At 66.8% G+C, this 24016-nt stretch carries 23 protein-coding genes and 1 pseudogene; 11 read left to right on the forward strand and 13 right to left on the reverse strand.

All coding sequences use genetic code 11. The features are described from left to right. Positions 1 to 304: 304 nt before the first annotated feature. From ACQPXH_RS07820 to ACQPXH_RS07830, 3 genes are all read left to right on the forward strand, one after another. Entirely contained in the window at positions 305 to 754 is a 450-nt protein-coding gene (locus ACQPXH_RS07820) for a hypothetical protein (protein ID WP_433601624.1), read from the forward strand. Positions 755 to 1108: 354 nt separating this feature from the next. Then, on the forward strand, positions 1109 to 1498 hold the full coding sequence (locus ACQPXH_RS07825; RefSeq protein WP_433601625.1) for a YchJ family protein: 390 nt from the start codon (positions 1109 to 1111) through the stop codon (positions 1496 to 1498). 17 nt (positions 1499 to 1515) lie between these two features. Continuing rightward, positions 1516 to 1806, forward strand: a complete 291-nt coding sequence (locus ACQPXH_RS07830; protein ID WP_433601626.1) for a SelT/SelW/SelH family protein — start codon at positions 1516 to 1518, stop codon at positions 1804 to 1806. 29 nt (positions 1807 to 1835) lie between these two features. Here the strand turns inward: ACQPXH_RS07830 and ACQPXH_RS07835 are convergent, their stop codons facing one another. After that, positions 1836 to 2063, reverse strand: coding sequence for an FmdB family zinc ribbon protein (locus tag ACQPXH_RS07835; protein ID WP_433601627.1), 228 nt, complete (start codon positions 2061 to 2063; stop codon positions 1836 to 1838). A 152-nt stretch (positions 2064 to 2215) separates the two neighbouring features. Between ACQPXH_RS07835 and ACQPXH_RS07840 the strand changes: the two genes are divergently transcribed. After that, positions 2216 to 3796: a carboxylesterase/lipase family protein gene (locus ACQPXH_RS07840; RefSeq protein ID WP_433601628.1), complete on the forward strand. Its 1581-nt coding sequence runs from the start codon at positions 2216 to 2218 to the stop codon at positions 3794 to 3796. An 11-nt stretch (positions 3797 to 3807) separates the two neighbouring features. On the opposite strand, the gene ACQPXH_RS07845 is transcribed toward ACQPXH_RS07840, so the two are convergent. From ACQPXH_RS07845 to rfbD, 3 genes are all read right to left on the reverse strand, one after another. Next, entirely contained in the window at positions 3808 to 4887 is a 1080-nt protein-coding gene (locus ACQPXH_RS07845; protein WP_433603360.1) for a sugar phosphate nucleotidyltransferase, read from the reverse strand. A 114-nt stretch (positions 4888 to 5001) separates the two neighbouring features. Beyond that, positions 5002 to 5901: a glycosyltransferase family 2 protein gene (locus ACQPXH_RS07850; RefSeq protein WP_433601629.1), complete on the reverse strand. Its 900-nt coding sequence runs from the start codon at positions 5899 to 5901 to the stop codon at positions 5002 to 5004. Between the two features lie 91 nt (positions 5902 to 5992). Continuing rightward, positions 5993 to 6859 carry a dTDP-4-dehydrorhamnose reductase gene (gene rfbD / locus ACQPXH_RS07855; protein WP_433601630.1) on the reverse strand — a complete coding sequence of 289 codons (867 nt, stop codon included), beginning with the start codon at positions 6857 to 6859 and terminating at the stop codon, positions 5993 to 5995. Positions 6860 to 7088: 229 nt separating this feature from the next. Here rfbD and ACQPXH_RS07860 point away from each other — a divergent pair, with 229 nt between their 5' ends. The 3 genes from ACQPXH_RS07860 (at position 7089) to ACQPXH_RS07870 (ending at position 10722) form a co-directional block, all read left to right on the forward strand. After that, positions 7089 to 8564, forward strand: coding sequence for an LCP family protein (locus ACQPXH_RS07860; protein WP_433603361.1), 1476 nt, complete (start codon positions 7089 to 7091; stop codon positions 8562 to 8564). A gap of 18 nt (positions 8565 to 8582) precedes the next feature. Next, the gene (locus ACQPXH_RS07865; RefSeq protein WP_433601631.1) at positions 8583 to 9305 is read left to right on the forward strand and encodes a TIGR03089 family protein; all 723 of its coding nucleotides are present in this window, start codon (positions 8583 to 8585) and stop codon (positions 9303 to 9305) included. 103 nt (positions 9306 to 9408) lie between these two features. Further along, positions 9409 to 10722, forward strand: a complete 1314-nt coding sequence (locus ACQPXH_RS07870; RefSeq protein WP_433603362.1) for a cytochrome P450 — start codon at positions 9409 to 9411, stop codon at positions 10720 to 10722. 3 nt (positions 10723 to 10725) lie between these two features. On the opposite strand, the pseudogene ACQPXH_RS07875 reads toward ACQPXH_RS07870, so the two are convergent. After that, positions 10726 to 10962 (reverse strand): annotated as a pseudogene (locus ACQPXH_RS07875) (thioredoxin reductase); the annotation flags it as partial. An 87-nt stretch (positions 10963 to 11049) separates the two neighbouring features. Between ACQPXH_RS07875 and ACQPXH_RS07880 the strand changes: the two are divergent. Continuing rightward, entirely contained in the window at positions 11050 to 11637 is a 588-nt protein-coding gene (locus tag ACQPXH_RS07880; protein ID WP_433601632.1) for a helix-turn-helix domain-containing protein, read from the forward strand. Positions 11638 to 11667: 30 nt separating this feature from the next. Here the strand turns inward: ACQPXH_RS07880 and ACQPXH_RS07885 are convergent, their stop codons facing one another. Together ACQPXH_RS07885 and ACQPXH_RS07890 are read right to left on the reverse strand one after the other, a co-directional pair. Further along, positions 11668 to 12369 carry a response regulator gene (locus ACQPXH_RS07885; protein WP_433601633.1) on the reverse strand — a complete coding sequence of 234 codons (702 nt, stop codon included), beginning with the start codon at positions 12367 to 12369 and terminating at the stop codon, positions 11668 to 11670. Beyond that, entirely contained in the window at positions 12366 to 14033 is a 1668-nt protein-coding gene (locus tag ACQPXH_RS07890; RefSeq protein ID WP_433601634.1) for an ATP-binding protein, read from the reverse strand. Before ACQPXH_RS07890 ends, ACQPXH_RS07885 begins: the two co-directional genes overlap by 4 nt. Before the next feature lie 130 nt (positions 14034 to 14163). Here ACQPXH_RS07890 and ACQPXH_RS07895 point away from each other — a divergent pair, with 130 nt between their 5' ends. After that, positions 14164 to 15552 (forward strand): cation:dicarboxylate symporter family transporter, encoded by a 1389-nt coding sequence (locus ACQPXH_RS07895; RefSeq protein WP_433601635.1) that lies wholly within the window; start codon positions 14164 to 14166, stop codon positions 15550 to 15552. Between the two features lie 63 nt (positions 15553 to 15615). On the opposite strand, the gene ACQPXH_RS07900 is transcribed toward ACQPXH_RS07895, so the two are convergent. Beyond that, a complete protein-coding gene (locus tag ACQPXH_RS07900; protein ID WP_433601636.1) occupies positions 15616 to 15744 on the reverse strand; it encodes a hypothetical protein in 129 nt (42 codons plus the stop codon). A gap of 110 nt (positions 15745 to 15854) precedes the next feature. Between ACQPXH_RS07900 and ACQPXH_RS07905 the strand changes: the two genes are divergently transcribed. Continuing rightward, positions 15855 to 16427 (forward strand): TetR/AcrR family transcriptional regulator, encoded by a 573-nt coding sequence (locus tag ACQPXH_RS07905; RefSeq protein ID WP_433601637.1) that lies wholly within the window; start codon positions 15855 to 15857, stop codon positions 16425 to 16427. A 55-nt stretch (positions 16428 to 16482) separates the two neighbouring features. Next, entirely contained in the window at positions 16483 to 17946 is a 1464-nt protein-coding gene (locus ACQPXH_RS07910) for a phytoene desaturase family protein (RefSeq protein WP_433601638.1), read from the forward strand. Between the two features lie 55 nt (positions 17947 to 18001). Here the strand turns inward: ACQPXH_RS07910 and ACQPXH_RS07915 are convergent, their stop codons facing one another. From ACQPXH_RS07915 to ACQPXH_RS07935, 5 genes are all read right to left on the reverse strand, one after another. Continuing rightward, entirely contained in the window at positions 18002 to 18919 is a 918-nt protein-coding gene (locus ACQPXH_RS07915) for a cation diffusion facilitator family transporter (RefSeq protein ID WP_433601639.1), read from the reverse strand. A 270-nt stretch (positions 18920 to 19189) separates the two neighbouring features. Further along, positions 19190 to 20410 carry a mannose-6-phosphate isomerase, class I gene (gene manA, locus ACQPXH_RS07920; RefSeq protein WP_433601640.1) on the reverse strand — a complete coding sequence of 407 codons (1221 nt, stop codon included), beginning with the start codon at positions 20408 to 20410 and terminating at the stop codon, positions 19190 to 19192. Beyond that, positions 20410 to 21633 carry a tobH protein gene (locus ACQPXH_RS07925; RefSeq protein ID WP_433601641.1) on the reverse strand — a complete coding sequence of 408 codons (1224 nt, stop codon included), beginning with the start codon at positions 21631 to 21633 and terminating at the stop codon, positions 20410 to 20412. The genes manA and ACQPXH_RS07925 overlap by 1 nt, the downstream gene beginning before the upstream one ends. A gap of 481 nt (positions 21634 to 22114) precedes the next feature. Further along, positions 22115 to 23485, reverse strand: coding sequence for a phosphomannomutase/phosphoglucomutase (locus tag ACQPXH_RS07930; RefSeq protein WP_433603363.1), 1371 nt, complete (start codon positions 23483 to 23485; stop codon positions 22115 to 22117). Between the two features lie 61 nt (positions 23486 to 23546). Further along, entirely contained in the window at positions 23547 to 23927 is a 381-nt protein-coding gene (locus ACQPXH_RS07935; protein ID WP_433603364.1) for a DUF3499 domain-containing protein, read from the reverse strand. Between the last annotated feature and the right edge of the window lie 89 nt (positions 23928 to 24016).

Raw genomic sequence — 24016 nt, forward strand, 5'->3', positions numbered from 1 at the left:
CATCGATAGCTCGGGGGTGGCGGTGAGCGCCGCGCGTGATGACGCTGGCACGTGGGACCACGCGGACGATGGTCGGGCGCGGGAAAGTGATCCCTTGGGTGGCGCGGAGTTACCAGGTATCGAGGGTCGAGCAGACGGTGCTGGTCGGGAGGGGGTTGGCGGCTCGCAGGGGAGTTCGGTCGGGCACGGCGGAAAGCGTTGGGCGGGAAGGCAAGTCGGGGTACCGGACGAATCGGCTGGGAAGAGCGGCGCGGCTCGGCAGGGTCGGACGACTCGGGGGGCTCGGCGGCCGAAGGTGGGGGCGGTGCGGCGAGGGGGTGCGCGCAAGCAGGGGGTGGCGGGGAAACCGCATCCACCGCGGCCCACGGTGGCCGAGCGGTTCGATGCGGTCGATCGGCTGCTCGACGGGTCGGTGACCGATGCCGACGGGCTGTGGTCGCGGGCGACGGTGTGGATTCTGCGGCTCGCGCTCGAACAATCCGTCGACGAGTTGTGGTTGCGGGTGGCACCGGAATTGGCGCGCTGCCCGATGCGCGCCCAACTGCTCGCCCTGCGGGTATTCGCGGGCGACGCCACCGCCGCGCAGGTCGCGACGGTATGGGCAGCCCTGTCCCGCGCCGCCCACCACCACGATTACGAACTCGCCCCGAGCATTACCGAACTACGCCGCTGGCGCGAGCAAACCGCGGCCATCGCCACCTCACTCGCCACAGCCGCCACCGGCTGGATGGATCGAGAAGTCAGGACTGACTGAACAGTCCGATGATTCCGGCCAGCAGCGAAAGGCCCTCCGAGGCAATGGCGGAACCGGTTCCCAACATGTTCAACACATTCAGCAGTCCCATGGCGGGCTCCTTGGTCGGTGTCGACAATTCCGCTTATCCACACCGTGATTCGTCGCCCCCCAGTTGCCGGATCGCCCATGTCACTGCGCCTTTACGCGACACTCCGCACAACACGCCGCCCCGAGCTTCCTCGAACGCATGGATCAAGATCAGGTGGAAGCGGCGCGGGCATCGACCGACCCAGCCTCCTCCGCCAGTGCCCTGATCTCGATCAGGGCACCCGGAGCGCACAGTGATCCGCACGGCGAGCAAGATTCGGAGTCATGGACGATTCACAGCCGTGCCCGTGTAAGCGTGGGGAGCCGTTCGGTGCCTGCTGTGGACCGGTGCTGGCAGGGGAGCGGCCTGCGGCGACGGCCGAGGCGCTGATGCGTTCGCGCTACACCGCATTCGCGGTCGGCGATACCGAATACCTACTGCGGTCCTGGCATCCGCGCACGCGACCGAAGGCGCTCGACCTGGATCCAGCCCAGCGCTGGCTGTTCCTGGAGATCGTGCGCACCGAACGCGGCGGACCGTTCGACGACTCCGGCACCGTGGAATTCATCGCCCACTACAAGGCCGAAGGCCGACGTGGATCTCTGCACGAGGTCAGCACATTCGCCCGGGTGGACGGCGCCTGGGCCTACCTCGACGGCATCATCGAACCGTGACCGGTAGCGTGCAACCCATGCCACGTGTCGCGATCGAATACTGCACGCAATGCCGCTGGTTGCTGCGCGCGAGCTGGATGGCACAGGAATTGCTGAGCACCTTCGCCACCGAACTCGGTGAGGTGGCGCTGATCCCCGGCACGGGCGGCGTGTTCCGCATCACCATCGACGGCGACCAGATCTGGGAGCGCAAAGCGGACGGCGGATTCCCGGATATCGCCGTACTCAAGCAGCGCGTGCGCGACCGCGTCGCACCGGACCGTGACCTCGGCCACGTCGACAAGCGAGACCGACCCGACCCAGTGTGATGCCGACCACGCCGATCATCGCGCCGGATTCATGAGCAGCAGCCGCCACCGCAGCACCCGCCACCTGCGGGCCGCGGCGCGGGCGCGGGTGACGCCGCGCCGCCGCCACCCCTGCTGACCGTCGCAAATGTGGTCAGCAGCTTGACCGTGTCGTCGTGGCCGTTGGGGCAGGCCGCCGGATTCGACGCCTCCGCCATCGGACGGTCGACCTCGAAAGTGTCGCCACAGCTGCGGCACCGGAAGCTATAACTCGGCATCGGCCCAGCGTAGCGCCAAGGGTGAGAGGTGCGTGCCACCTATCCCACCGTCGAACTGGACGTACTCTCGATAAGAGATCGCTAGGTGCTTGGACCCGGCCGGAGCAAACGCGCAGCGCACCCGCCCGGGGCGTAGGCAGGAGGTGCGGAAGATGACCACGCAGCAGTTCGATATCGAACCTGGCTCCGAGGTCGGCGACACCGAGCCGGTCGCCCAGACGACCCGGGGGCGCGTGAGTGGACGCTGGGATGGACCGGTCGCGGTGTGGCGCAGCATTCCGTACGCATCCGCGCCGACCGGTCCGAACCGGTTCCGGCCGCCAGTGCCGCCGCAGCCGTGGGATGGCATCCGCGAGTGCACGACCTTCGGCGAGATCGCCCCGCAGACAATGGGCAATATGGTCCCGGTCGACTCCGACCTGCGGACCGGGGAGGACTGTCTGTGGCTCAATGTGTGGTCGCCGCGCAGTTCCGCTGATACCGGTGCGCCCCGCCCGGTTCTGGTGTGGCTGCACGGCGGCGCGTACTGCCTCGGCACCGCGGCCCAGGAGATCTACGACGGCCGCAAGTTGGCCGAAGCCGGTGACGTGGTCGTGGTGACGGTCAATTACCGCCTCGGCGCCCTCGGCTTCCTCGACTTGTCCTCGCTCTCCGACGATTTCACGCCGAACCTCGGTCTGCACGACCAGATCGCCGCACTGGAATGGGTTCGCGACAATATCGCCGCATTCGGCGGCGATCCGGGCAACGTGACGCTATTCGGTGAATCGTCCGGCGCCGGCTGCGTGACCGCACTGCTGACTTCCCCGCCTGCGGTCGGACTGTTCCATCAGGCGATCGCGCAAAGTCCGCCCGCGACAACGGTTTTCGGCCAGGAGCGGGCTGCCGCTGTGGCCCAGCGCTTTCTGGAACTGATCGAATTGCCGCATTCGCGCGCAAGCGAATTGCTGGAATGCCCGATCGACCGGATCGTGACGGCCGCCGGCATACTGCTGGACGAGATTCCGATGAAGGAGCCGGGCCGACTGGCCGCCGCGCCGGTCGTCGACGGCTATCTGGTCCCGACCTATCCCATCGACCGCTTCCAACAGGGCCGTTCGCATCGCGTGCCGCTGATCATCGGCACCAATAAGGACGAGGCTTCGCTGTTCCGCGTCCTCCGCTCGCCGATCATGCCGGTGACCCCGGATGCGGTGAACGCCATGCTGCGCGATGTGGCCGCCAATCATCCGCAGATGTCGCCAGAGCGCATCGCCGAAATCACCTCGGCCTATCCGGATCTCGCGAAAATCCGTGGCGCGCTTGCCATATCTACAGACGCGGCCTTCCGCATGCCGGCCCACTGGGTCGCCGACGGCCACGCCCAGCATTCACCGACCTGGATGTACCGCTTCGACCACGCCACCCCCATGCTGAAGGCCGCCCGCGTCGGCGCCGGTCACGCTACCGAATTGCCTTATGTCTTCGGCAATTTCGGCACCTTGAACCACGATCCCACCTTCTGGCTCGGCGGCCGCAAGGTAGCGATGGAAGTCTCCGGTCGCATGCAACGCCGCTGGCTCGCCTTCGCAACCCACGGTGTTCCGGCCGCCATCGACGGCTCCAAACACTGGCCGCCCTACCGCCCCGGCACCCGCAACACACTCCTGATCGACAACATCGACCGGGTAATCGACGACCCGGACCGCGACCTGCACACCGCCTGGGGTGAACAGGCCGTCGGCTTCAGCTGAGTCCCTGGGGACTACACGTCTGTGGAGAAGCGGATGCCGCCGTCCGGGATGTCGACGCCGGGCCAGATGCGGGCGCCGCGCAGTAGTTCGCAGCGGGCGCCGACGTTGGCGCCGTCGCCGATGACGGCGTCGCGGACGAGGGCGCGGGGGCCGATGCGGGCGCCGAAGCCGATGATGGAGCGTTCCACGGTGGCGCCTGCTTCGATGCGGGCGCCGTCGAAGAGCACCGCTCCGTCGAGGCGCGCACCTGCGCCGACTTCGGCGCCGCGCCCGACGACGGTGCCGCCGATGAGCAGCGCGCCCGGGGCAATGCCCGCACCCTCGTGGACGAGAGATTCACCACGCTGTCCGGGCAGGGCCGGGGAGGGGGCGATGCCGCGGACCAGGTCGGCCGAGCCGCGGACGAAGTCTTCCGGCGTACCCATATCGCGCCAGTAGGAGCAGTCGACGTGGCCCTGCACGCGGGCACCTTCGGCGAGCAGCGCGGGAAACACCTCGCGCTCCACCGACACCGGCCGCCCCGCCGGGATCTTCTCGATGTATTCGCGCCGGAAGACGTAGCAACCGGCATTGATCTGATCGGTCGGCGGATCCTGCGTCTTCTCCAGGAAGGCGGTGACGCGCCCCTCCTCGTCGGTCGGCACGCAGCCGAACGCGCGCGGATCGCTCACCCGAACCAGATGCAGGGTCACATCCGCATGCGTGGACTCGTGGGTGTCCAGGATCGCACCGAGATCGGTGCCGCCGAGCACGTCGCCGTTGAACACCATGATGTTGTCGGCGCGCAGCTTGGGGAGCACATTGCGGATGCCGCCACCCGTGCCGAGCGGTTCGGTCTCGGTGACGTACTCGAGGTCGAGGCCGAGGTCGGCGCCGTCACCGAAGTGTTCCTGGAAGACCTCCGCCTTGAACGAGGTGCCGAGCACGACGTGGGTGATTCCGGCGTCCGCGATGCGGGCGAGCAGGTGGGTCAGGAACGGCAGTCCGGCCGTCGGCAGCATCGGCTTGGGCGCCGACAGGGTGAGCGGACGTAACCGCGTGCCCTGGCCGCCGACCAGAATCACGGCGTCGGTGCCTGCATTTCCTGCCATCATGCTCCCTGTTCACAGTGGATCGTGTGCTCGGTGGTGCGCGTCACCGGACAGACACCAGTTTCAGTACCCAGCGACACGGGTTCGGCACTGTTGTGTGCCGAACTTGTGACGTTAGCTCTGGGCTTCCCGCGCCTGTTGACGCAGCGCAGATCGAACCGCAATTCGGGAACGGATCGCAAGTCCGGCCCGCAACGCCAACCGCAACGGCGCCTGCCACCAGTGCGGATGCCGATCGGCCTGGAATCGGTACGCGCTCGCGTGGTGCGCGGGCAGCATCACCTCGGGATGGCGTCCGGCCGCATGCCCCTTGGCATGGGTGACCTCGGCGTCGGGCACGAAGACGTTGTGCCAACCCGCCTTGCCCATCCGGTCGCCGAAGTCCACGTCCTCCATGTACATGAAGTAGCGCGAGTCGAAGCCGTCGATCGAATCGAAGGCCGCCCGCCGCACCAGCAGGCACGAACCGGACAACCAGCCGACGGCCCGCTCGGAGATCTGCTCGTTGTCCTGGCGGTAACGCAGGGTCCACGGATTCGACGGCCACACCGTGCCGAGAATGGCGTGTCCGGCGCCGTCGAGCAGTCCGGGCACCGAGCGTGCGGACGGGTAGACACTGCCGTCGGGTTCGCGCACCATCGGTCCGAGCGCGCCGGCGCGCGGCCAGCGCTTGGCGGCGGCGAGCAGTTTGTCGATGGAGTCGCTGCCCCAGCGAATATCCGGATTGGCGATGACGATGAATTCGACGCTCGGATCGATCTCCGCGACCGCCCGGTTGATCGCACCGCCGTAACCGATATTTCCGCCGGTCCGCAGCAGTCGCACGTGTGCGTTGGCCTCCGCCGCCAGCTCCGGCGCACCGTCCACCGAACCGTTGTCGGCCAGGATCACCTGCGGTTTTTCGCTGGTGGCAGCGGCCAGGGTGGTAATGAAGTGCTCGAGGTGCTCGCCCGGTGAATAAGTCACCGTGACGACGACAAGGCCACCAGGGGCAGCAGATCCGGAATCGTTCACGACCGCGCCTCGCTGACCCTCGGCTCCGTCGTGCGCGATTGCGCGCTGTGTTTTTGGTTCACTCGCTGTCGCTCCCTCACGGGCATGCAGCCTACTGTGACAACCCCGACAGCGCGTCCCCGAGTGCGACCTCCCACCGGCGCAGTGGAGTCAGTCCGGCATCGGCCCAGGAACGGTTGGACAACACCGAATATGCCGGGCGCCGTGCGGGTCTCGGAAATGCGGTCGAGTCACACGGGCGCACCCGAGTCGGATCCGCGCCGATTCCGGCGAATATCGCCCGCGCGAATTCGAACCAGCTGACCTGGCCGGCGTTGGTGGCGTGCAGCACTCGTGGCGCATCCGGCCGACCCGCCAATTCCAGGAGTCCGGCGGCCAGATCGGCGGCGTAGGTCGGGGAGCCGAGCTGGTCGTCGACCACGTCGAGGGTGTCGCGTTCGCGTTCCAGCCGCAGCATGGTCGCGACGAAATCGCTTCCGCGCCCGGTGTATACCCACGCGGTGCGCACCACGTGCGCGTGCGGCGCGGTTGCCAGCACGGCCTGTTCGCCGGCCAATTTGGATCTGCCGTAGACGGTGGCGGGTTCGGTCGGGTCCGCGGTGTCATACGGCTTGGCGTGAGTTCCCGCGAACACATAGTCGGTCGAAATATGGATCAATCGGGCATCCACCTCCGCACAGGCGGTGGCGAGTACCGCCGGTCCGGTCGCATTGACCGCGAAGGCGGCCTCGGGATCGGATTCGGCCTGGTCGACGGCGGTGTAGGCGGCGCAGTTCAGCACGACATCACCCGGTTCGAGTGCGGCGCGCACAGCATCCGCGTCCGTGATGTCCAATTCGTCGCGACCGAAGGCGTGGGCATCGGGTGCGCGGTGCAACAGTTCGCGTCCCAACTGCCCACCGGCACCGGTCACGACGAGGCGCGCGGCTACGGTCGATGAGGGCGATATCGCGGTCACGGGCACGAGTCTGGCACGCCGAGGCACCTGCGGTTGTGGTCCGCCGCAGTAGCCGTCGGTTAGCCTCGGGGCAAGCAAGACGGGGGCTATCGGAGGCGGGGCGGTCGAGTCAGCGACGTGTCGGCTTCCACGAACCGGCGCTGCGCAGTCGGTACATCAGCTGGGAGCGCGCGGGCAAGCGCAGCAGGATGCTCGGTTTCGGCGAGAGGATGCAGTGGTGCCGCAGAAGATGAGGGCGACAGCGTCGTCGCGACTACCCGCAGCCGGGAGCGGCCTGGGTCCGCTGCGCGCGTTCGTCGCGGCCGGCGCGGTGCTGGTCCTGCTCATCACCGGATTCGCCTGGCACAGCGTCGACTCGCTGATTTCGAATATCGAACGCATCGGCGGCCTCGGCCTCGGCGGCGGCAGCGACGGCGCCGTCGACATCCTGCTGGTCGGCGTGGACAGCCGCACCGACGCGCACGGCAATGCGCTCAGCAGCAATGAGCGCGCCATATTGCATGCGGGCGATGAGGTCGGCACCAATACCGACACCATCGTGCTGGTTCGCGTCCCGAACGACGGCCGCTCCGCCACCGCCATCTCCATTCCGCGCGACTCCTATGTCGACATTCCCGACATCGGCACGAGCAAGATCAACTCGGCCTACGGCACGACCAAAGAGGCTCAGCGCCGCAAGCTGATCAACCAGGGCGTCTCGGAGGCCGACGCGGAAAAGCAGTCCACCCAGGCCGGTCGCCAAGCGTTGATCAAGACAGTGGCCAACCTCACCGGCATTACGGTCGACCACTACGCCGAGGTCAGTTTGCTCGGGTTCGTGCTGCTGACCGACGCGGTCGGCGGGGTCGATGTCTGCCTGAACAATCCCGTGGACGAATGGATGTCCGGCGCCGACTTCCGGGCGGGTCGTCAGAAGCTCGACGGCCCACAGGCTTTGAGCTTCGTACGCCAGCGCCACGATCTGCCGCGCGGCGATCTGGACCGGATCGTGCGCCAGCAGGTCTTCATGGCGCGGTTGGTCGGCCAGGTCCTCAGCGCCAAGACACTGAGCAATCCGGGCAAGTTGCACAATCTCAGCGATGCGGTTGGTCGCACCGTCGTGCTGGACGACGATTGGGACGTACTGGCGTTTCTGCAACAGTTGAAGGATCTTTCGGGCGGTCAGGTCAGTTTCGAGACGATTCCGGTCGCCGATCTCAACGACACGACCAGCGATGGTGAATCGGTCGTCCGGGTGGATCCGAGAGCGGTGAAGTCGTATGTGGCGTCGCTGGTCGACGGCAAGTCGGAGGATCGTGCCGAGCCGACGATCGATCCGGCATCGGTGAGCGTCAGTGTGTTCAATGCGAGTGGGATCGGCGGGCTCGCGGGGCAGGTGGCACAGGCGTTGACGGCCAAGGGATTCCAAGAGGGAATGGTCGGCAACTACACCGGGTCCAGCGTCACCAGCAGTCGAGTGCTCGCGATGGATACCTCGAATCCGAAGGCCAAGGCGGTCGCGAAGGCGCTCGGCGGGCTGACAGTCATCGCGGACAGCACGTTGTCCCCGGATTCGGTCAGCGTCGTGCTGGCAAGCGACTATTCTGGTCCGGGCTCGACCGCGGGCAGCGTGTTCGACTTCTCCAGAACGTCGAGCACCGCAACGCCCGTACCGCCGGCTCCACCGATCGACGCAGGCCAGAACGGACCGAAATGCGTGAATTGACCATGCGTGAATTGACCGATGCGTGACCACGACCACGTGCTGACACTCACCGAGGCGGTACTCGATCCGATCCTCGAGCGCGACCCGGCCGGTCCGCGCGTCACCTACTACGACGATGCCACCGGCGCCCGGATCGAACTCTCCGGGCTGACCCTGGCGAACTGGGCGGCCAAGACCGCCAATCTGATCCGCGACGAATTCGGGCTGAGCCCGGGCGCGCGCGTCGCGGTGCTGCTGCCCGCGCACTGGCAGACCGCCGCGGTGCTGCTCGGCTGCTGGTGGGCGGGGACCGAGGTAGTGCTCGGGCCCGATCCGGATGCCGATCTGGCGCTGGCGACCGCCGAGCGATTGGACGAGACCGACGGTATTCCGGAGGTCGCCGCGCTCTCGTTGGATGCCTTCGGCATGCCGGTGCGGGATCTGCCGATCGGCATCACCGATTTCGCCACCTCCGTACGGGTGCACGGCGACCAGTTCATGCCGCGCGGCGCCGGGGTGGCGCTGGGCGGGATGCCGGTCTCCGAGGTGCTCGCCGAGGCCAGAAAATCCGCTGTGCTGCAAGGGTTTTCCGAGGGCGACCGGGTGCTTTCGAACACCTCCTGGGATACCCCGGCCGAATTGATCGATGGTTTTGTCTCGGTGCTGGCGGCGGGGGCCGCACTGGTGCAGGTGGTCAATCCGGACCCGGCGCTGCGCGAGCGGCGCATCGAATCCGAGCGGGTCACCGCCCAGCGCGGCTGAGCTCCTACCCTGGTATAGGTCGGCGTCCGACCATGGGACGTTCCACCCTGGCCGGGGAGTACGTACGGTGGAATTGTCGCGCAACGATGGGGTTGGTGAAGTGATGAAGCCGCAGTATTGGTTCCGGTGGTTATCGGTGCAGGGTGCGCCGCGGTTGGCCCTGCGCACTCAGGCGCGGCGCGGCGATCCGTTCGCCCAACTGATGGGCGGACCGGATGGTCTCGCGGATCCCTATCCACTGATCGAGCGGCTGCGCGGACAGGGGCGGCTGCAGCGCACCGCGATCGCGTGGGCGAGCTTCGACCATGAGCTGTGCCGAGTCGTGCTGCGGGACAACCGATTCGGTGTGCGCACCACCGACAGCTTCAATATTCCGAAGCCCCTGCAATTGCTCGCCGAGCGACTTCCCTTGCCGCCCAATCCGGTTGAGCCGCCGTCCATGCTGGTCATCGACCCGCCGGAGCATACGCGGATGCGCAAGCCGGTCGCGTCGGCCTTCACCCCGCGTGCGATCCGCCGATTGCGGGAACGGGTCGAGACCGTCACCGAGGAATTGCTCGGTGCGCTGCCCTCGGGCGGTTCGGCCGATCTGATCGCGTCGTATGCCGCGCAGGTGCCGATCGCCATCATCTCGGAAATGCTCGGCTTCCCGGAAAAGGACCGAAAGCTATTCCTGGACTGGGGCGATCGGATGACGCCGCTGCTCGATATCGGGATTTCCTGGCGGGCATTCCGGCGTGCGCTCGGCTCGATGGAGGTGATGAACGATTACCTCGACGGCCATATCGCGCGACTGCGCCGCGAACCAGGCGACGATATCCTCAGCAGTCTGGTCACCTCGGGTGAACTCGACGATTTCGCCCTGAAGGCGACCGCGAGCCTGTTGATGGGCGCGGGCTTCGAGACCACGGTCAACCTGATCGGCAACGGCGTCGCCCAATTGGTCACGCATCCCGAACAATTGGATCGATTGCGCGCCGAACCGGATCTCTGGCCGAATGCGGTCGAAGAGGTGCTGCGCATCGATGCGCCGGTGCAGACGACGGCGCGGATCGCATCGACCGACTTGGAACTCGAGGGTGTGCGGCTGCACAAGGGCAATACCGTGGTGCTGTCGCTGGCAGGTGCGAACCGCGATCCCGCCGTCTTCGCCGATCCGGATGTCTTCGATGTAGGACGTTCGAATGCCAAGGAGCACTTGACATTCAGTAGCGGCATCCACGCTTGCCTCGGTGCGAGCCTGGCCCGCATGGAAGCCACCTACGCGCTGCAATCCTTATTCGAGCGCTTCCCTGACCTGCAGCTCGATGGGGCGCCGCAGCGTCGGAAGTTGTTCACGCTGCACGGATATGAGCGGATGCCGGTTCGGCTCGGTCGCCGGGCCAGCACCCCGGCTCCCGAGCCGACGACGGTCTGAGGGCTATATGCCGTGCCGATGATCGCCCGTAACGGCCTCGCACACTTGCGCTTCGGTTTCGGCGGAGAACGGTTCGCGGTAGGCGGCAACGGCTCGACGGGTTTCCTCGGCGACCAGATCGGCGTTGATCTGAGCTCCGGCGGCCGCGCCTGCTGCTGAAGCCGCGCCGACCTGGGCCGTCAAGTCGGTGACATTGCCTGCGGCCCAGACGCCGGGCACATCGGTTCGACCGGTGGCGTCGGTCACAGGATCACCTCCTCGAAACGATCATGCCGCCCTGTCGCCGATACCGGCAAGCAAATTTGCCAATATGGCAATCTGGTTGGCATGGACAACGACCTCGGCCAAGCCCTCGACGCGGTCGGACCTCGGTTACGCGCGCTGCGCCGCCAGCGCGAAACCACATTGGCCGACCTCTCGACGGAAACCGGCATCTCGGTGAGCACCCTGTCGCGCCTGGAATCCGGTGCCCGCCGCCCGACCCTCGAATTACTATTGCCGCTGGCCAAGGCGCACGGCGTCACCCTCGACGAACTCGTCGACGCCCCACCCACCGGCGACCCGCGCATCCACCTGCGCCCTACCACCCGCCACGGCATGACCTATCTGCCCCTGACCCGGCGAGCGGGCGGCATCCAGGCCTACAAACTGGTGATCCCCCCGAATATCCGCCGCGAGCCCGACCCACGAACCCATGAGGGATACGAATGGCTCTACGTGCTCAACGGCCGCCTCCGCCTGATCCTCGGCGAACACGATGTAGTCCTCACCCCTGGCGAGGCCGCCGAATTCGACACCCGCGTCCCGCACTGGTTCGGCACAGCCGGCCCCGACCCCGTCGAATTCCTGAGCCTTTTCGGCAAACAAGGCGAACGCGCCCACCTCCGCACCACCCCTAAACCCCGCCCGAACTGACAAACCGCACTGCCCATCCGTACTAGCGATTTATTCCGGGCGGATTTTCCAGATGTAGCGGGTTTTGGGTCGGCCGGCTCGGCCGTAGTCGGATTTGCGGTCGACGAGGCCGTCGTCGGCCAGCTTTTCCAAGTAGCGCCAGGCTGTAATGCGCGAAACGCCGACCGTGCTGGCTGTGTCGGCGGCGGTGAGGCCGCCGGGGGCGTCGCGGACGGTGCGGGAGATTTCGTCCAGGGTTTGGGGGGCAACGCCTTTGGGAGCGGTGGCGCGTTGGTCGGAGGTACGTAGGGCGCCGAGGGCACGGTCGATGTCCTGTTGGGAGATGGCGGTTTCGCCCGCGGGCAGGGCGGTGCGGAATTCGCGGTAGCGTTCGAGTTTGTCGCGGAAGGCGGCGAAGGTGAACGGTTTCAGCAGGTAGAGGACCACGCCGTAGGAGACCGCGGTGCGCACCATGGCCAGGTCGCGGGCCGAGGTGATGGCAATGACGTCGGGGCGGGGCGCGAGGCCGGTCAGGGCGGCGGCCACCTGGAGGCCGCTGGCATCGGGAAGTCCGATATCCATGAGCACCAGGTCGATCGGCGCATTCTCGGCGGCGGCATCGGCGGCGGCGCGCATGGCCTCGCGACCGGTGTGCGCGACCGCGACCGCGCCGAAGCCCGGAATCCGTTCGACGTAGGCGCGGTGCGCCTCGGCGATCAATGGCTCGTCCTCGACGATCAACACTCGGATCATCGCGCACCCTTTCGTGGGATCGTCACGGTCACGGCGCTTTCCGGATCGCGTTCGGTGCCTATCACGCCGCCGTGCCGGTCGACAAGGCGATGGACCAGTGCCAGCCCGAGGCCATGATGATCGGCCTTGGTGGAGTAGCCGCGTTCGGCGGCGCGGGCGAAGGTTTGCGCCGACATTCCGGGCCCGCTGTCCGCGACGCGCACATACAGTGCCGAATCGTTCGCCGATCGCACCGAATCCAACGCCGTCGCCGGCTCGATGGCAACCGCCGGATCCGGTGCCAGCGCCGGATCAATCACGTCCGACGAATCCTGTTGACGCACAGTAACTTCCACCCAGCCAACCGAGCCGTCGGCGGCTGCGTCGATGGCATTGTCGATCAGGTTTCCCACCAGCGTCACCGTCTCCTGCGCGGACAGCGGCGCGGTCGAGTCGAGTGCCGTGTCCTCGGTGATCGTCAGCTCGATGCCGCGCTCGGCGGCCTGGTTCACCTTGCCGAGCAGCAGTGCGGCAAGTGCGGGATCACCGACCGAGGCGAGTAGCCGATCGATAAGGGCTTGGGACAGTTGAAGTTCCGCGGTCGCGAATTCCACTGCTTCTCGATAGCGCCCCAACTCGACCATGGTGATCACGGTGTGCAGCCGGTTGGCCGATTCGTGCGCCTGCGCGCGCAGCGATTCCGCGAAACCCCGCACCGAATCGAGTTCACCCATTACGGTGCGCAATTCGGTGTGGTCGCGAATGGTGATCACGGTGCCGATCGGCCGCCGCTCCCAGGTGACGACGTCCTGATTGACCAGCAGAATCCGATCCGTGGTCACATGCATCTCGTCGCGGACCACCTCCCGGCTCATCCGCTGCATCGAGATCGGCAGATCCGCGCGCGCGACGGGCCCATCGGGCAGATCGAGCAGCCTGCGCGCCTCATCGTTGACGACTTCGGCACCGTCATTGTTCGGACCGAACACCACCAGGCCCTCGTGGATCGAATGCAGCACCGCATCGTGCTGTTCGTACATCGTGCGCAACTCATGCGGTGCGAGACCGTGCGTCTGCCGGCGAATCCGGCGACTGAGCAGGAACGAACCCGCCGCCGCGACCACCAGCCCCGCCGCGGCCACGCCGAGAATCAACGGCAATTGCGTGCCGACCTGAGCGCCGATCCGCGCCCGAGTTACGCCCGCCGACACCAATGCGACGATGCGACCGTCGTCGTAGACCGGTGTGACCGCTCGAATGGAGGGCCCGAGCGTTCCGGAAAACGTCTCGGTGAACGTCTCCCCGGCCAGTGCCCGATCGATATTGCCGCTGAACGGCTGCCCGATGCGTTCGGGTGTGGTGTGGGTGTACCGGGTCCGATCCGGGGCCATCACCACGATGAAGTCCATCCCGGTCGCTATGCGGGTCCGTTCGGTCACCGGTTGCAGCAGGGCGGTGGGGTCGGCGGTGCGTAGCGCTTCGAGGGTGGAGGGTGCCTGTGCGACCGTCACCGCGACATCGGTGACCTCGCGCGAGGTGGTGACATCGCTGTGATGCCTGGTGTCCAGGACGGCTAGCACCGCCCCGATTCCGATGACCAACCCGAGCACCACGAGTTGGAGCACGAAGGCCTGTCCGGCCAGCGATCGCCGACCGCGTCCCCCGTGTTTGTCACCGCGCAACACTTTCTATCCCTCGTGCCATTTGAACGTAATGCACCAAAGCGTGACCGCGGTCACCTCGGGCAGCCAACATTGTGCACGTGAGGGCGTGAGTCACCTCGCGCCGGTACCACTTGAAGAGGACTTCACCCGCATGAGCGATAGCATCGACCGAACAACGGACACCGCCGAAACACCACCGCGGCCGGTGCCACGCGACCGCACCCATTGGCTCTATCTGGCCGTCATCGTCGCCGTCATCGCGGGAATTCTGGTCGGCTGGAAGGCCCCCGAATTCGGTCAGGACGTCGGCCCGCTCGGCACGATGTTCGTCAATCTGATCAAGATGATGATCGCGCCGGTCATCTTCTGCACGATCGTGCTCGGCATCGGCTCGGTGCGCTCGGCCGCCAATGTCGGCAAGGTGGGCGGGCTTGCGCTCGGCTACTTCCTGGTCATGTCGACAGTTGCGCTCGGCATCGGGATGGTCGTCGGCAACCTGCTGGAGCCGGGCTCCGGCATGAATATCGCCAAGACCGCGAGCCAGGGTGCGAAGCTGGCCGATCAGGCGCATGCCGCGGGCGGTACCTGGGAATTCATCCAGAGCATCATTCCGACCACGCTGTTGTCCTCGCTGACCGCAGGCAGCGTGCTGCAGGCGCTGTTCATCGCACTTCTCGTCGGGTTTGCGCTGCAGGCGATGGGCAAGACGGGCGAGCCGATCCTGCGCGGTGTCGCATCGCTGCAGAAGCTGGTGTTCCGGATTCTGTCGATGATCCTGTGGCTGGCCCCGATCGGTGCGTTCGGCGCGATCGCGAATGTGGTCGGCAAGACCGGACTCGATGCGGTCAAGCAACTCGCGCTGCTGATGGTCGCGTTCTACCTGACCTGTCTGGTGTTCATCTTCGGCGTGCTCGGCGTGCTGCTGTGGAGCGTGTCGCGGGTTTCGGTCTTCAAGCTGGTCCGCTATCTGGCGCGGGAGTACCTGCTGATCCTCGGCACCTCTTCTTCGGAGTCGGCGCTGCCGCGGTTGATCGCCAAGATGGAGCATCTCGGCGTCGAACGGACCACGGTCGGTGTCGTTGTGCCGACCGGATACTCGTTCAACCTGGATGGCACCGCCATCTACCTGACCATGGCGTCGCTATTCATCGCCGATGCGATGGGCAAACCGCTCAGCATCGGGGAACAGGTCGGCCTGCTGTTGTTCATGATCGTCGCCTCCAAGGGCGCGGCGGGTGTTACCGGCGCGGGTCTGGCCACCCTGGCCGGCGGATTGCAGAGCCATCGTCCCGAACTGCTCGACGGCGTCGGCCTCATCGTCGGAATCGACCGTTTCATGTCGGAAGCCCGTGCGTTGACCAACTTCTCGGGCAACGCCATCGCCACGGTGCTGGTCGGCACCTGGACCAAGACCGTCGATGTGGACCGAGTGCACACGGTGCTGGATCGCAAACTGCCCTTCGACGAGCGGACCATGGTCGACGATGACCACGGCCCGCGGCCGCAGCAGGACGACGCCAAGGATCTGGTTTCGGCCTAGCTGTACTCGTATAACGAAGGGGGCCCGCAGGATCTGCGGGGCCCCTTCGTGGTGCCGGTGGGATCAGTCGGCCCACTTCTCCTGATTCAGGTAGTGCTGGGCGATCGCGGTGGCGTGGCCGTTCTCGGCCTTCAGCCGTTCGCGATTTCCTTGTGCGAGGCCGGATTCGACGCGCGCACGGCGGACTTCCACTCGTCGATGATGCGACCGTATTCGGCCTCGATCGGGGGGACCGTAGGACGCGGGCCCTCGGGCGTTGATGGAACCTCGGTAGATTGTCTAGCGCTGCTAGAATTTTGCCCATGACCACGCAGAGCCGCAAAGAACGCGAACGCGCCGAACGCCATCAGCGCATCATCGACACCGCACGCGAACTCGCCGAAACATCGGGCTGGGAGGCGGTGACCGTGCGCCGCCTGGCCGAACGAATCGAATACAGCCAGCCGGTGCTCTACAGCCATTTCGCGGGTAAGGCGGCGATCGTGTCGGCCGTCGCCGAGCAGGGAATCGTCGAACTCACCGCCCATCTGCGGGAAAGGCGAGCGGCCGCGACGGATCCTGCCGCGGTACTCGAGGCCGTGGTGCGCGGTTATCTGGACTTCGCCACCGAGAATCCGGCCCGCTATGACGCGATGTTCGTCCTCGATACCGAACTCGACTTCGGCAACGACGCACCACAGGCGCTGCGCGATGCGTTCGGTGAGATCCAGAGCGCATACGCGCCGTTCGCCGGCGAGTTCGACCTACAGGCGGGCACCGAGGTGGTCTGGAGCACGGTGCACGGCATCGCCACCCTGGATCGCAGCGGTCGCCTGGTCGATGACCTGCGCGAGGAGCGCATCCGGGTGCTGCTCGGCCAGTGGACACATCAGTGATCCATACCTCGCTCGGGTGACGGCACGACCCGGGTCGGCCCGGCAGAATCGAGGTATGCCTGATGTCGTCGTGGTCGGTTCCGGTCCCAACGGTCTCGCCGCGGCGGTGATCCTGGCCCGTGCCGGTCTCACCGTCGAGGTGTACGAGGCGCAGGCCACCGCGGGCGGCGGGAGCCGAACCGCCGAGCTGACGCTGCCCGGATATCGGCACGATGTCTGCGCCGGTGCGCATCCGATGGCATTGGCGTCGCCGTTCTTTCGCGCCTTCGATCTGGCCGCGCACGGTGTCGAACTGCTCGCGCCCGAGGTGTCCTACGCGCATCCGCTCGACGGCGGCACGGCCGGGTTGGCGTGGCGCGACCTGGACCGCACCGCCGCCGGTCTCGGCCGCGACAGCGCGTCATGGCGTGCGCTCTTCGAGCCGATGGTTCGACACTGGCGGCAGGTCGTGGATTTGGCGATGTCGGATCTGCGCCGTCCGCCGGCCGACCTGCTGACCGGACTACGCTTCGGACTGCGGGTGCTCGAGCAGGGTTCGCCCCTGTGGAACCTACGATTTCGTGAGCAGACGGCACCGGCACTGCTGACCGGCGTTGCCACGCATGCGATCACACCGCCGCGCGCCATCCCCGCGGCCGGCGCGGGCATGCTGCTGGCGACACTCGCGCACGCCGGTGGCTGGGTGCTGCCACGCGGTGGCAGCCAGGCCATTCCGGATGCGTTGATCGCCGAACTCGAACGCCTCGGCGGCAAGCTCGTCACCGGGCACCGCGTCGAATCGCTCGACGAATTCGGCGGCGCGCGTGCGGTTGTGCTGGATACCGCGCCCGCCGAACTGCTGCGGATGGCGGGGCACCGGGTACCGGATCATTACGCAAAGGGGTTGCGCCGCTTCCGTTATGGCGGCGCGGCCTGCAAGGTCGACTTCGCGCTGTCCGGGCCGGTGCCATGGCGGGCACCGGGCTGTGAACTCGCCGGGACACTGCATCTGGTGGGTACCCGCGCCGAGGCAATGGCCGCCGAAAAGACCATCGCCGCAGGACAACACGCGGATCGTCCGTATGTCCTCGCCATTCAGCCGGGCGTGGTCGACCCGACGCGGGCACCGGCGGGCGGCCACACGCTCTACACCTACGCCCATGTCCCGAACGGCTCCGCCCGCGATATCAGCGCCGCCGTCATCGCCCAGGTGGAACGCTTCGCCCCGGGTTTCACCGACCTGATCCTGGCCAAGAATGTCGTCACCGGCGCCGAAATGCCGACGCACAATGCCAACTACATCGGCGGCGATATCTCCGCGGGCGCGATGACCCTGCGCCAGTTCGCCTTTCGCCCGGTCCCGCGCTGGAACCCATACGCCACACCACTACCCGGCGTCTACCTCTGCTCCGCCTCGACCCCGCCCGGCCCCGGTGTCCACGGCATGTCCGGTTTGCATGCCGCGCGGCACGTGCTGCGCAAGGAGTTCGGCGTTCACACCGACCCACTGGATCTGCTGCGCACACCGAATCGCTCCTGAGCATGCACTTTTCGTGGGTCGGACCGCGCGGCAGAACGCGCGGGCGATCATCGAATCAGGCCCGCGTCCGGTACAGGTCGGGCTCCAGATACATCACCCGCGCGGCGGGCACGGCCGCCCGCACCCTGGCCTCCGCGTCATCGATGGCCGCGGCGATGTCCTCGATATCCAGATCGGGCACGATCGAGATCTTGGCCGCCACCAGGATCTCCTCCGGCCCGAGGTACTGCGTCTTGAGGTGGATCACCCGGTCGATGCGCTTGCCGTCGACCAGGTTGGCCCGGATCGCCTTGTCCTCCTCCGCCGTCGCGCCCTCACCGATGAGCAGGCTCTGCATCTCCACTATCAGGATCAGCGCGATGACGCCGAGCAGTGCGCCGATGGCGAGAGTACCGATGCCGTCCCAGACCGGGTCATCGGTGAGCATGGTCAGCCCGACCGCCGCGAATGCGAAGACCAGACCGACCAGCGCGCCGGTGTCCTCCAGCAGCACTACCGGCAGTTCCGGACTGCGCGAATTGCGGATGAACCGCCACCAGCTCGAATTGCCCTTGAGCGGGATGGATTCCCGCATCGCCGTCATAAAGCTGAAGCCCTCGAGGCAGATCGCGATGAACAGGATGACGATCGCGACGATCGGATTACTCAGCTCCTCCGGATGCTGAACCTTGTGGATGCCCTCGTAGATGGCATAGATCGACCCGAGGGTGAACAGCACCAGCGCCACGATGAACGAATAGAAGTAGCGATTGCGCCCGTATCCGAACGGGTGCAGTTCATCGGCATCCTGTGCGGCGCGGCGCTGGCCGAGCAGCAGCAGTCCCTGGTTGGCGGTGTCCGCGACCGAATGCACCGCCTCGGCCAGCATCGACCCGGAACCGGTGACGAATGCGCCGACGAACTTCGCCGCCGCGATCCCCGCGTTCGCCGACAACGCGGCGAGAATCGCCTTTTTGCCACCACCAGCCGACATCTGGGTAGGTCCTCCTGTGTCCGATTCGCAGCGCGTGCGGCGCTGCCGTTTTCGCGGCCCCCTGGTTTCTCGCGTCCGACCCTTTCGAGCGACCTGCGAGCAGTCGCCAGCGGCGCAGCCGAGACTCGCGACTTCGTCGCATGCGTTTCGGCCACTCGGACGCGAGACGGGCCGCGAACGTCGCTTATAAGACTCGCTCCGCTGTCGTCCGGTTAGGAGGCCCGTCGAACGAACAGCCTAGGGCAGCTGACGAACAAACTGGGCGACAGGTCAGTTCCTGCCACCGACGCAGGCGCAGAACAACTGGGCGTCGCCGTCGACGGCCTGGGCGCGAATCTCGGTGTCGGCCGCCGATATCCACGCCGCCGCGCCGCGTTCCAGTACCAGCTCGCTCACCCCTTGCAACAGCCGCACAGTCCCTCCGGTGCACAGCACGATTCCCGGCCCGGCGGATGTCAGCGGTACCTGCCCTGATCCCGCAGTCAGATCGAACCGCCGCAGGGCGAACTCCGTCGCGGGTGTCCGGTAGTGCACCGACCCGTCACCGGCCGGTTCCGGTAGTACCACCGGCAGATCGATCGGCTCGAAGTCCAGCACCCGCAGCAACTCCGGCACATCGACATGCTTGGGCGTGAGACCGCCGCGCAGCACATTGTCGGAATTGGCCATGATCTCGACGCCGAGCCCGCGCAGATACGCGTGCAGATTGCCCGCCGCGAGGAACAGTCCCTGTCCCGGTTCCAGCGTCAGCCGATTGAGCAGCAGCGCGGCCAGCACACCGGCGTCGCCCGGATATGCTTCGGCGAGTTCGAGTGTGGTGCGCGCCTCAGCGGTGAACTCCCGGGCGCCCTTCACCGAGAGATAGCGCACGCATCCGTCGAGCACCTGGGGGAGCAGTGTGCCGAGGACATTCTGCGGCAGTGTGATCCAAGTCGTGAACAGCGTCCGCAGTCCGGCCGAGTCGGGTTGGGCGGCAAGCAGATCCGCATATGAGCGCAGTCCAGGCACATCCAGTGCGCGCAGCAGCTCGACCGTGCGATGTGGATTCCGGAATCCGGCCAGCGCCTCGAACCGGTCCAGCGCGACAACCAATTCCGGCTTGTGGTTCTCGTCGCGATAGTTGCGCATGGGCGAATCCAGTGGCACCCGCGCGTGGTTCTCGCGCTCGAATCCGGCCCGCGCCTGCGCCGAACTCGGATGCGCCTGCAGCGATAGTGGTTCCTCGGCGGCCAGGATCTTCAACAGGAACGGCAGTCGCCCGCCGAATTCCGGTGCGGCGGGCCCGAGTTCGCGCTCCGGATCTTCCGCCACCAATTCCAGTAGGGAGCGGGTGCTGTTCGCCAAGCGGACATGCGCCGGATCGGCGGGATGCGCGCCGAACCACAGCTCTGCCTCCGGATGCGCGGAAGGGACCGGTCGGCCGCACAACTGAGCGAGTGCGGTGCGTGAACCCCAGGCATAGGAACGCAGCGCACCAACGAGTTCGTGCACTAGTAGTGTCCCCCGTCGAGCTGTTCGGTGGACTGTGTCGCACCACTGCGCGAGCCGATCAACCGCAGATAGGCGGCGGCCATCTCCAAGCGCAGTGCGAGCACCGCGAGTTGTTCGAGTTCGCTGGCATGGGCGATGGTGCCGGGCAGCGGCGCGCCCGAATCATCCACTCTGGCCGGCATGGGCGCGGCGGGATCGGTGAGCGAGGTGTGCAGCGGTTCGATATCCGCGCTCACCAGATCGGCGTCGACCAGACCCGATCCGTTGCCGCCGAAGACGGCGAGCCGGCGCCGCGCCGCGGCCTGATCCAGATCCGCGCTGAGCACGAACACCCGGATGCGCTCCACCGGCGCCGGTCCGTCGAGTTCCTCGTCGTGGAACAGCGGATCGAAGTTCGGCGCGGATTCGCCTGCGGCCTCGACCATTCGGGGGTTGGCGGCCACGGCCTCGGCCAGATCCACCGCAGTGGCGACCTTGCCCGCCGACTGCAACAGCACCTCGGCGCCGTGCTCGGCGAGTTCACTGGCGGCCGGGGAGTCCCCGGCCAGCACGACGGCGCGCTGCTGCATGCGCGCGGCCAGCGTCTTGGCCGGATTGTGGAAGACCTCGTTGTGCGGCCCGTCGCGCAAGGCCTCGGCATCGAGCACATCGGCCAGCTCGGTCAGATCGGGTACCGCAGCGCCGGAGCGGGTCGGATCGACGATGCGCAGCACCGCGATACAGGCCGCGAGGAAGCGCAGTAGACGATTGTGGTCCAGTACCGGAATCCGCGGCTCCAGCAGTGAGGTACGCCCGGCCGCCGCGGCCCGCAGCGGACCTTCGTGCGGCGCGGCGACCACGACCTCGGCGCCCCGGCGCTGTGCCCGGTCGACCGCATCGATCAGCCGGGGATCGCCCGCGTCGTCACCCGCGACGAGCACCACGTCCAACGGGCCGACCCATGGTGGAAGGGCAGCGACCGGGACCACGGGTAGGCCGGCACGGTCGCCGAGTGCGGCGACGATCAGACTCGCGGCGCGTGCGGCCCGGCCCGAGCCGGAGACCAACACCACACTGCGTGGTCGCAGATCCGCGAGGCGCGCGAGTGCGTCCTCGCCGACTGCTGCCGCGGTCGCGCGTACCTGCGCGCCGCCGGATGCCGCAGAGCGCAGGGCGCCGCCGACATCGGCGGCCTCGAGCGAAGCGGCATCGTCGAGGTCGAGCACCGGTGTTCCAGCGATCATCGGGCGTCCCACCTCCCCTCATCGCGCTGTGTGCGGTCCCGCCCTGCTCCCACCCGGGCTGTCGACTCGGAGGGATCGACACGGGCGCCCGGGTCGGGCGAATCCAAGGTCTGTAATTCCACTATTCCAGCCAGGAGCGAACGATGCTCAGAATCGCGGTATCGGGCTGAGCCGTCCCCTTCCTCGTGCGTCGAATCGTGAGCCTGCGCGTCCATTCCGGCTGTGATTCCACTATCCCAGTCAGGACCGGACGATGCTCGGAATCTCGGTATTGGGTCGAACCGTCTACTTCCTCCCCGCTCGCCGAACCCAGCGCAAGTGACTGTCACGTCGTGGGTATGTGGTTTCGTCGGCCGTGGTTGCACTGTTGCGGTCGGGATCGGAGGATGTTCAGGATCTCGGTATCGGGCTGAGCCGTCTGCTTTGTTCGTCACCGAGTCGTGGATGTGTGGTTTCGTCGGCCGTGGTTGCACTGTTGCGGTCAGGATCGGACGATGGCGAGGATCTCGGTCACGAGTGCGTCCACTTCCTCCGTCGACCGGGCTTCGACATTGAGCCGCAGCAACGGTTCAGTATTCGACGCGCGAAGATTGAACCAGGCGTCGTCGGCGAGCTGGACGGTGACCCCGTCCAACCGGTCGACCGATATGGCCCGATCTCCGAATGCGTCCACTACAGCCATCGTCCGCTCCTTCGCGTCCGGCACTGTCGAGTTGATCTCTCCGGACGCCGCATATGTTTCGTACGACGACATGAGCTCCGAAATCGGCCGGTCCTTCTCACCGAGCGCCGCGAGCACGTGCAGGGCCGCGAGCATGCCGGAATCGGCGCCCCAGAAATCGCGGAAGTAGTAGTGCGCGGAATGCTCACCGCCGAATACCGCGCCGGTGGCCGCCATCTCCTGCTTGATGAACGAATGCCCGACCCGGGTGCGCACCGGGGTGCCGCCGAGTTCGTGCACGAGTTCGGGCACCGCGTGCGAGGTGATCAGGTTGTGGATGATGACCGCGCCCGGTTCCTTGGCCAGCTCACGCTCGGCGACCAGGGCAGTGATCGCCGACGGCGAAATCGGATTGCCGTTCTCGTCCACCACGAAGCAGCGGTCGGCGTCCCCGTCGAAGGCGAGGCCGATATCGGCGCCGGACCTGCGGACCAGCTCCTGCAGATCGACCAGATTCTTCGGATCGAGCGGATTGGCCTCGTGATTGGGGAACGAGCCGTCCAGCTCGAAGTAGAGCGGGACCAGGGTCAGCTGCGCCACGGTGCCCAGCACCTCGGGCACGGTGTGCCCGCCCATGCCGTTACCCGCGTCCACCGCGATGGTGAGCGGGCGGATATCGTCGAGATCGACCAGCCCGCGCAGGAACTTCGCGTAATCGGCCAGCAGGTCGACTTTCGTGGCGCTGCCCGGCGTCCCGTCGTAGCCGGGAACCCCATTGACCACCTCGTCCTTGATCGTCGCCAGACCGGTGTCCTGACCGACCGGAAGCGCCTTCGCTCGGCACAGCTTGATGCCGTTGTAGCGGGCCGGATTGTGGCTTGCGGTGAACATCGCGCCGGGACAGTCGAGGTCACCGGAGGCGAAGTAGAGCTGATCGGTCGAGGCGAGCCCGATGTGCACCACGTCGAGGCCCTGGCCGAGTATGCCGTCGGCGAAGGCGGCGGCCAGTGCCGGGGAGGACTCGCGCATATCGTGTCCGATGACCACACGGGTCGCGCCCTCGGCGCGCATCAACCGCGCGAACGCGGCCCCCACATCCTTGACGAATTCTCCGTCGATCTGTTCACCGACGACCCCGCGAACGTCATAAGCCTTGATCACCGCGTTCACGAATTCGGCAGAGCGGGCCACAGTCATGGTGACCACCCTAGTGGCTCGCGCCGACGCCTCTGACACGGTCCCGTCCCGACTGCTAGCTGGGCGGGTCCGGGAGTACTCGGAGGTGTCCGCGCCGGCCGGTGCGCGTGGCGCGCGGTGCGGGCGGGGCGTAATCGGAGTAGCCACGCTGCTCGTGCTCCGGTGGACGGCGGCGCAGCCCGGCCTCGCGAACCGCTTCGGCCAATGCCGTCAGATCATCGTCATCGGGTGTGCTGGAAGAGAATCCGCCTTCGTGGCGAACCATTTCCCAGCCCTTTGGTGCGGTGATGCGGGAAGCATGTGTTTCACACAGATCCCAGGAATGCGGTTCGGCCACCGTCGCCAGTGGCCCGACCACCGCGGTCGAGTCGGAGTACACGTAGGTGAGCGTCGCAACAGCGGGATTCTTGCAACCTGGTCGGCAGCAACGACGCATGGGGATCACGCCGATGAGAGTAACGCGCTCGACGTTGCGATGTGCTCAGACACGCTGAGGATTCGGCGTTTTCGGGCGAGTTCATCCCC

The sequence above is a fragment of the Nocardia sp. CA-135953 genome (assembly GCF_050955735.1).
Classification (GTDB): domain Bacteria; phylum Actinomycetota; class Actinomycetes; order Mycobacteriales; family Mycobacteriaceae; genus Nocardia.

What these genes read in the sequence shown, in the direction of transcription:
- ACQPXH_RS07870 (WP_433603362.1), top strand. Translation starts at nt 9,409, where the DNA reads ATGAAGCCGCAGTATTGGTTCCGGTGGTTATCGGTGCAGGGTGCGCCG.
- ACQPXH_RS07830 (WP_433601626.1), top strand. Translation starts at nt 1,516, where the DNA reads ATGCCACGTGTCGCGATCGAATACTGCACGCAATGCCGCTGGTTGCTG.
- ACQPXH_RS07865 (WP_433601631.1), top strand. Translation starts at nt 8,583, where the DNA reads ATGCGTGACCACGACCACGTGCTGACACTCACCGAGGCGGTACTCGAT.
- ACQPXH_RS07860 (WP_433603361.1), top strand. Translation starts at nt 7,089, where the DNA reads ATGAGGGCGACAGCGTCGTCGCGACTACCCGCAGCCGGGAGCGGCCTG.
- ACQPXH_RS07840 (WP_433601628.1), top strand. Translation starts at nt 2,216, where the DNA reads ATGACCACGCAGCAGTTCGATATCGAACCTGGCTCCGAGGTCGGCGAC.
- ACQPXH_RS07935 (WP_433603364.1), bottom strand. Translation starts at nt 23,927, where the DNA reads ATGCGTCGTTGCTGCCGACCAGGTTGCAAGAATCCCGCTGTTGCGACG.
- ACQPXH_RS07915 (WP_433601639.1), bottom strand. Translation starts at nt 18,919, where the DNA reads ATGTCGGCTGGTGGTGGCAAAAAGGCGATTCTCGCCGCGTTGTCGGCG.
- ACQPXH_RS07885 (WP_433601633.1), bottom strand. Translation starts at nt 12,369, where the DNA reads ATGATCCGAGTGTTGATCGTCGAGGACGAGCCATTGATCGCCGAGGCG.
- ACQPXH_RS07835 (WP_433601627.1), bottom strand. Translation starts at nt 2,063, where the DNA reads ATGCCGAGTTATAGCTTCCGGTGCCGCAGCTGTGGCGACACTTTCGAG.
- ACQPXH_RS07895 (WP_433601635.1), top strand. Translation starts at nt 14,164, where the DNA reads ATGAGCGATAGCATCGACCGAACAACGGACACCGCCGAAACACCACCG.
- ACQPXH_RS07825 (WP_433601625.1), top strand. Translation starts at nt 1,109, where the DNA reads ATGGACGATTCACAGCCGTGCCCGTGTAAGCGTGGGGAGCCGTTCGGT.
- ACQPXH_RS07880 (WP_433601632.1), top strand. Translation starts at nt 11,050, where the DNA reads ATGGACAACGACCTCGGCCAAGCCCTCGACGCGGTCGGACCTCGGTTA.
- ACQPXH_RS07905 (WP_433601637.1), top strand. Translation starts at nt 15,855, where the DNA reads ATGACCACGCAGAGCCGCAAAGAACGCGAACGCGCCGAACGCCATCAG.
- ACQPXH_RS07925 (WP_433601641.1), bottom strand. Translation starts at nt 21,633, where the DNA reads ATGATCGCTGGAACACCGGTGCTCGACCTCGACGATGCCGCTTCGCTC.
- ACQPXH_RS07910 (WP_433601638.1), top strand. Translation starts at nt 16,483, where the DNA reads ATGCCTGATGTCGTCGTGGTCGGTTCCGGTCCCAACGGTCTCGCCGCG.
- ACQPXH_RS07845 (WP_433603360.1), bottom strand. Translation starts at nt 4,887, where the DNA reads ATGGCAGGAAATGCAGGCACCGACGCCGTGATTCTGGTCGGCGGCCAG.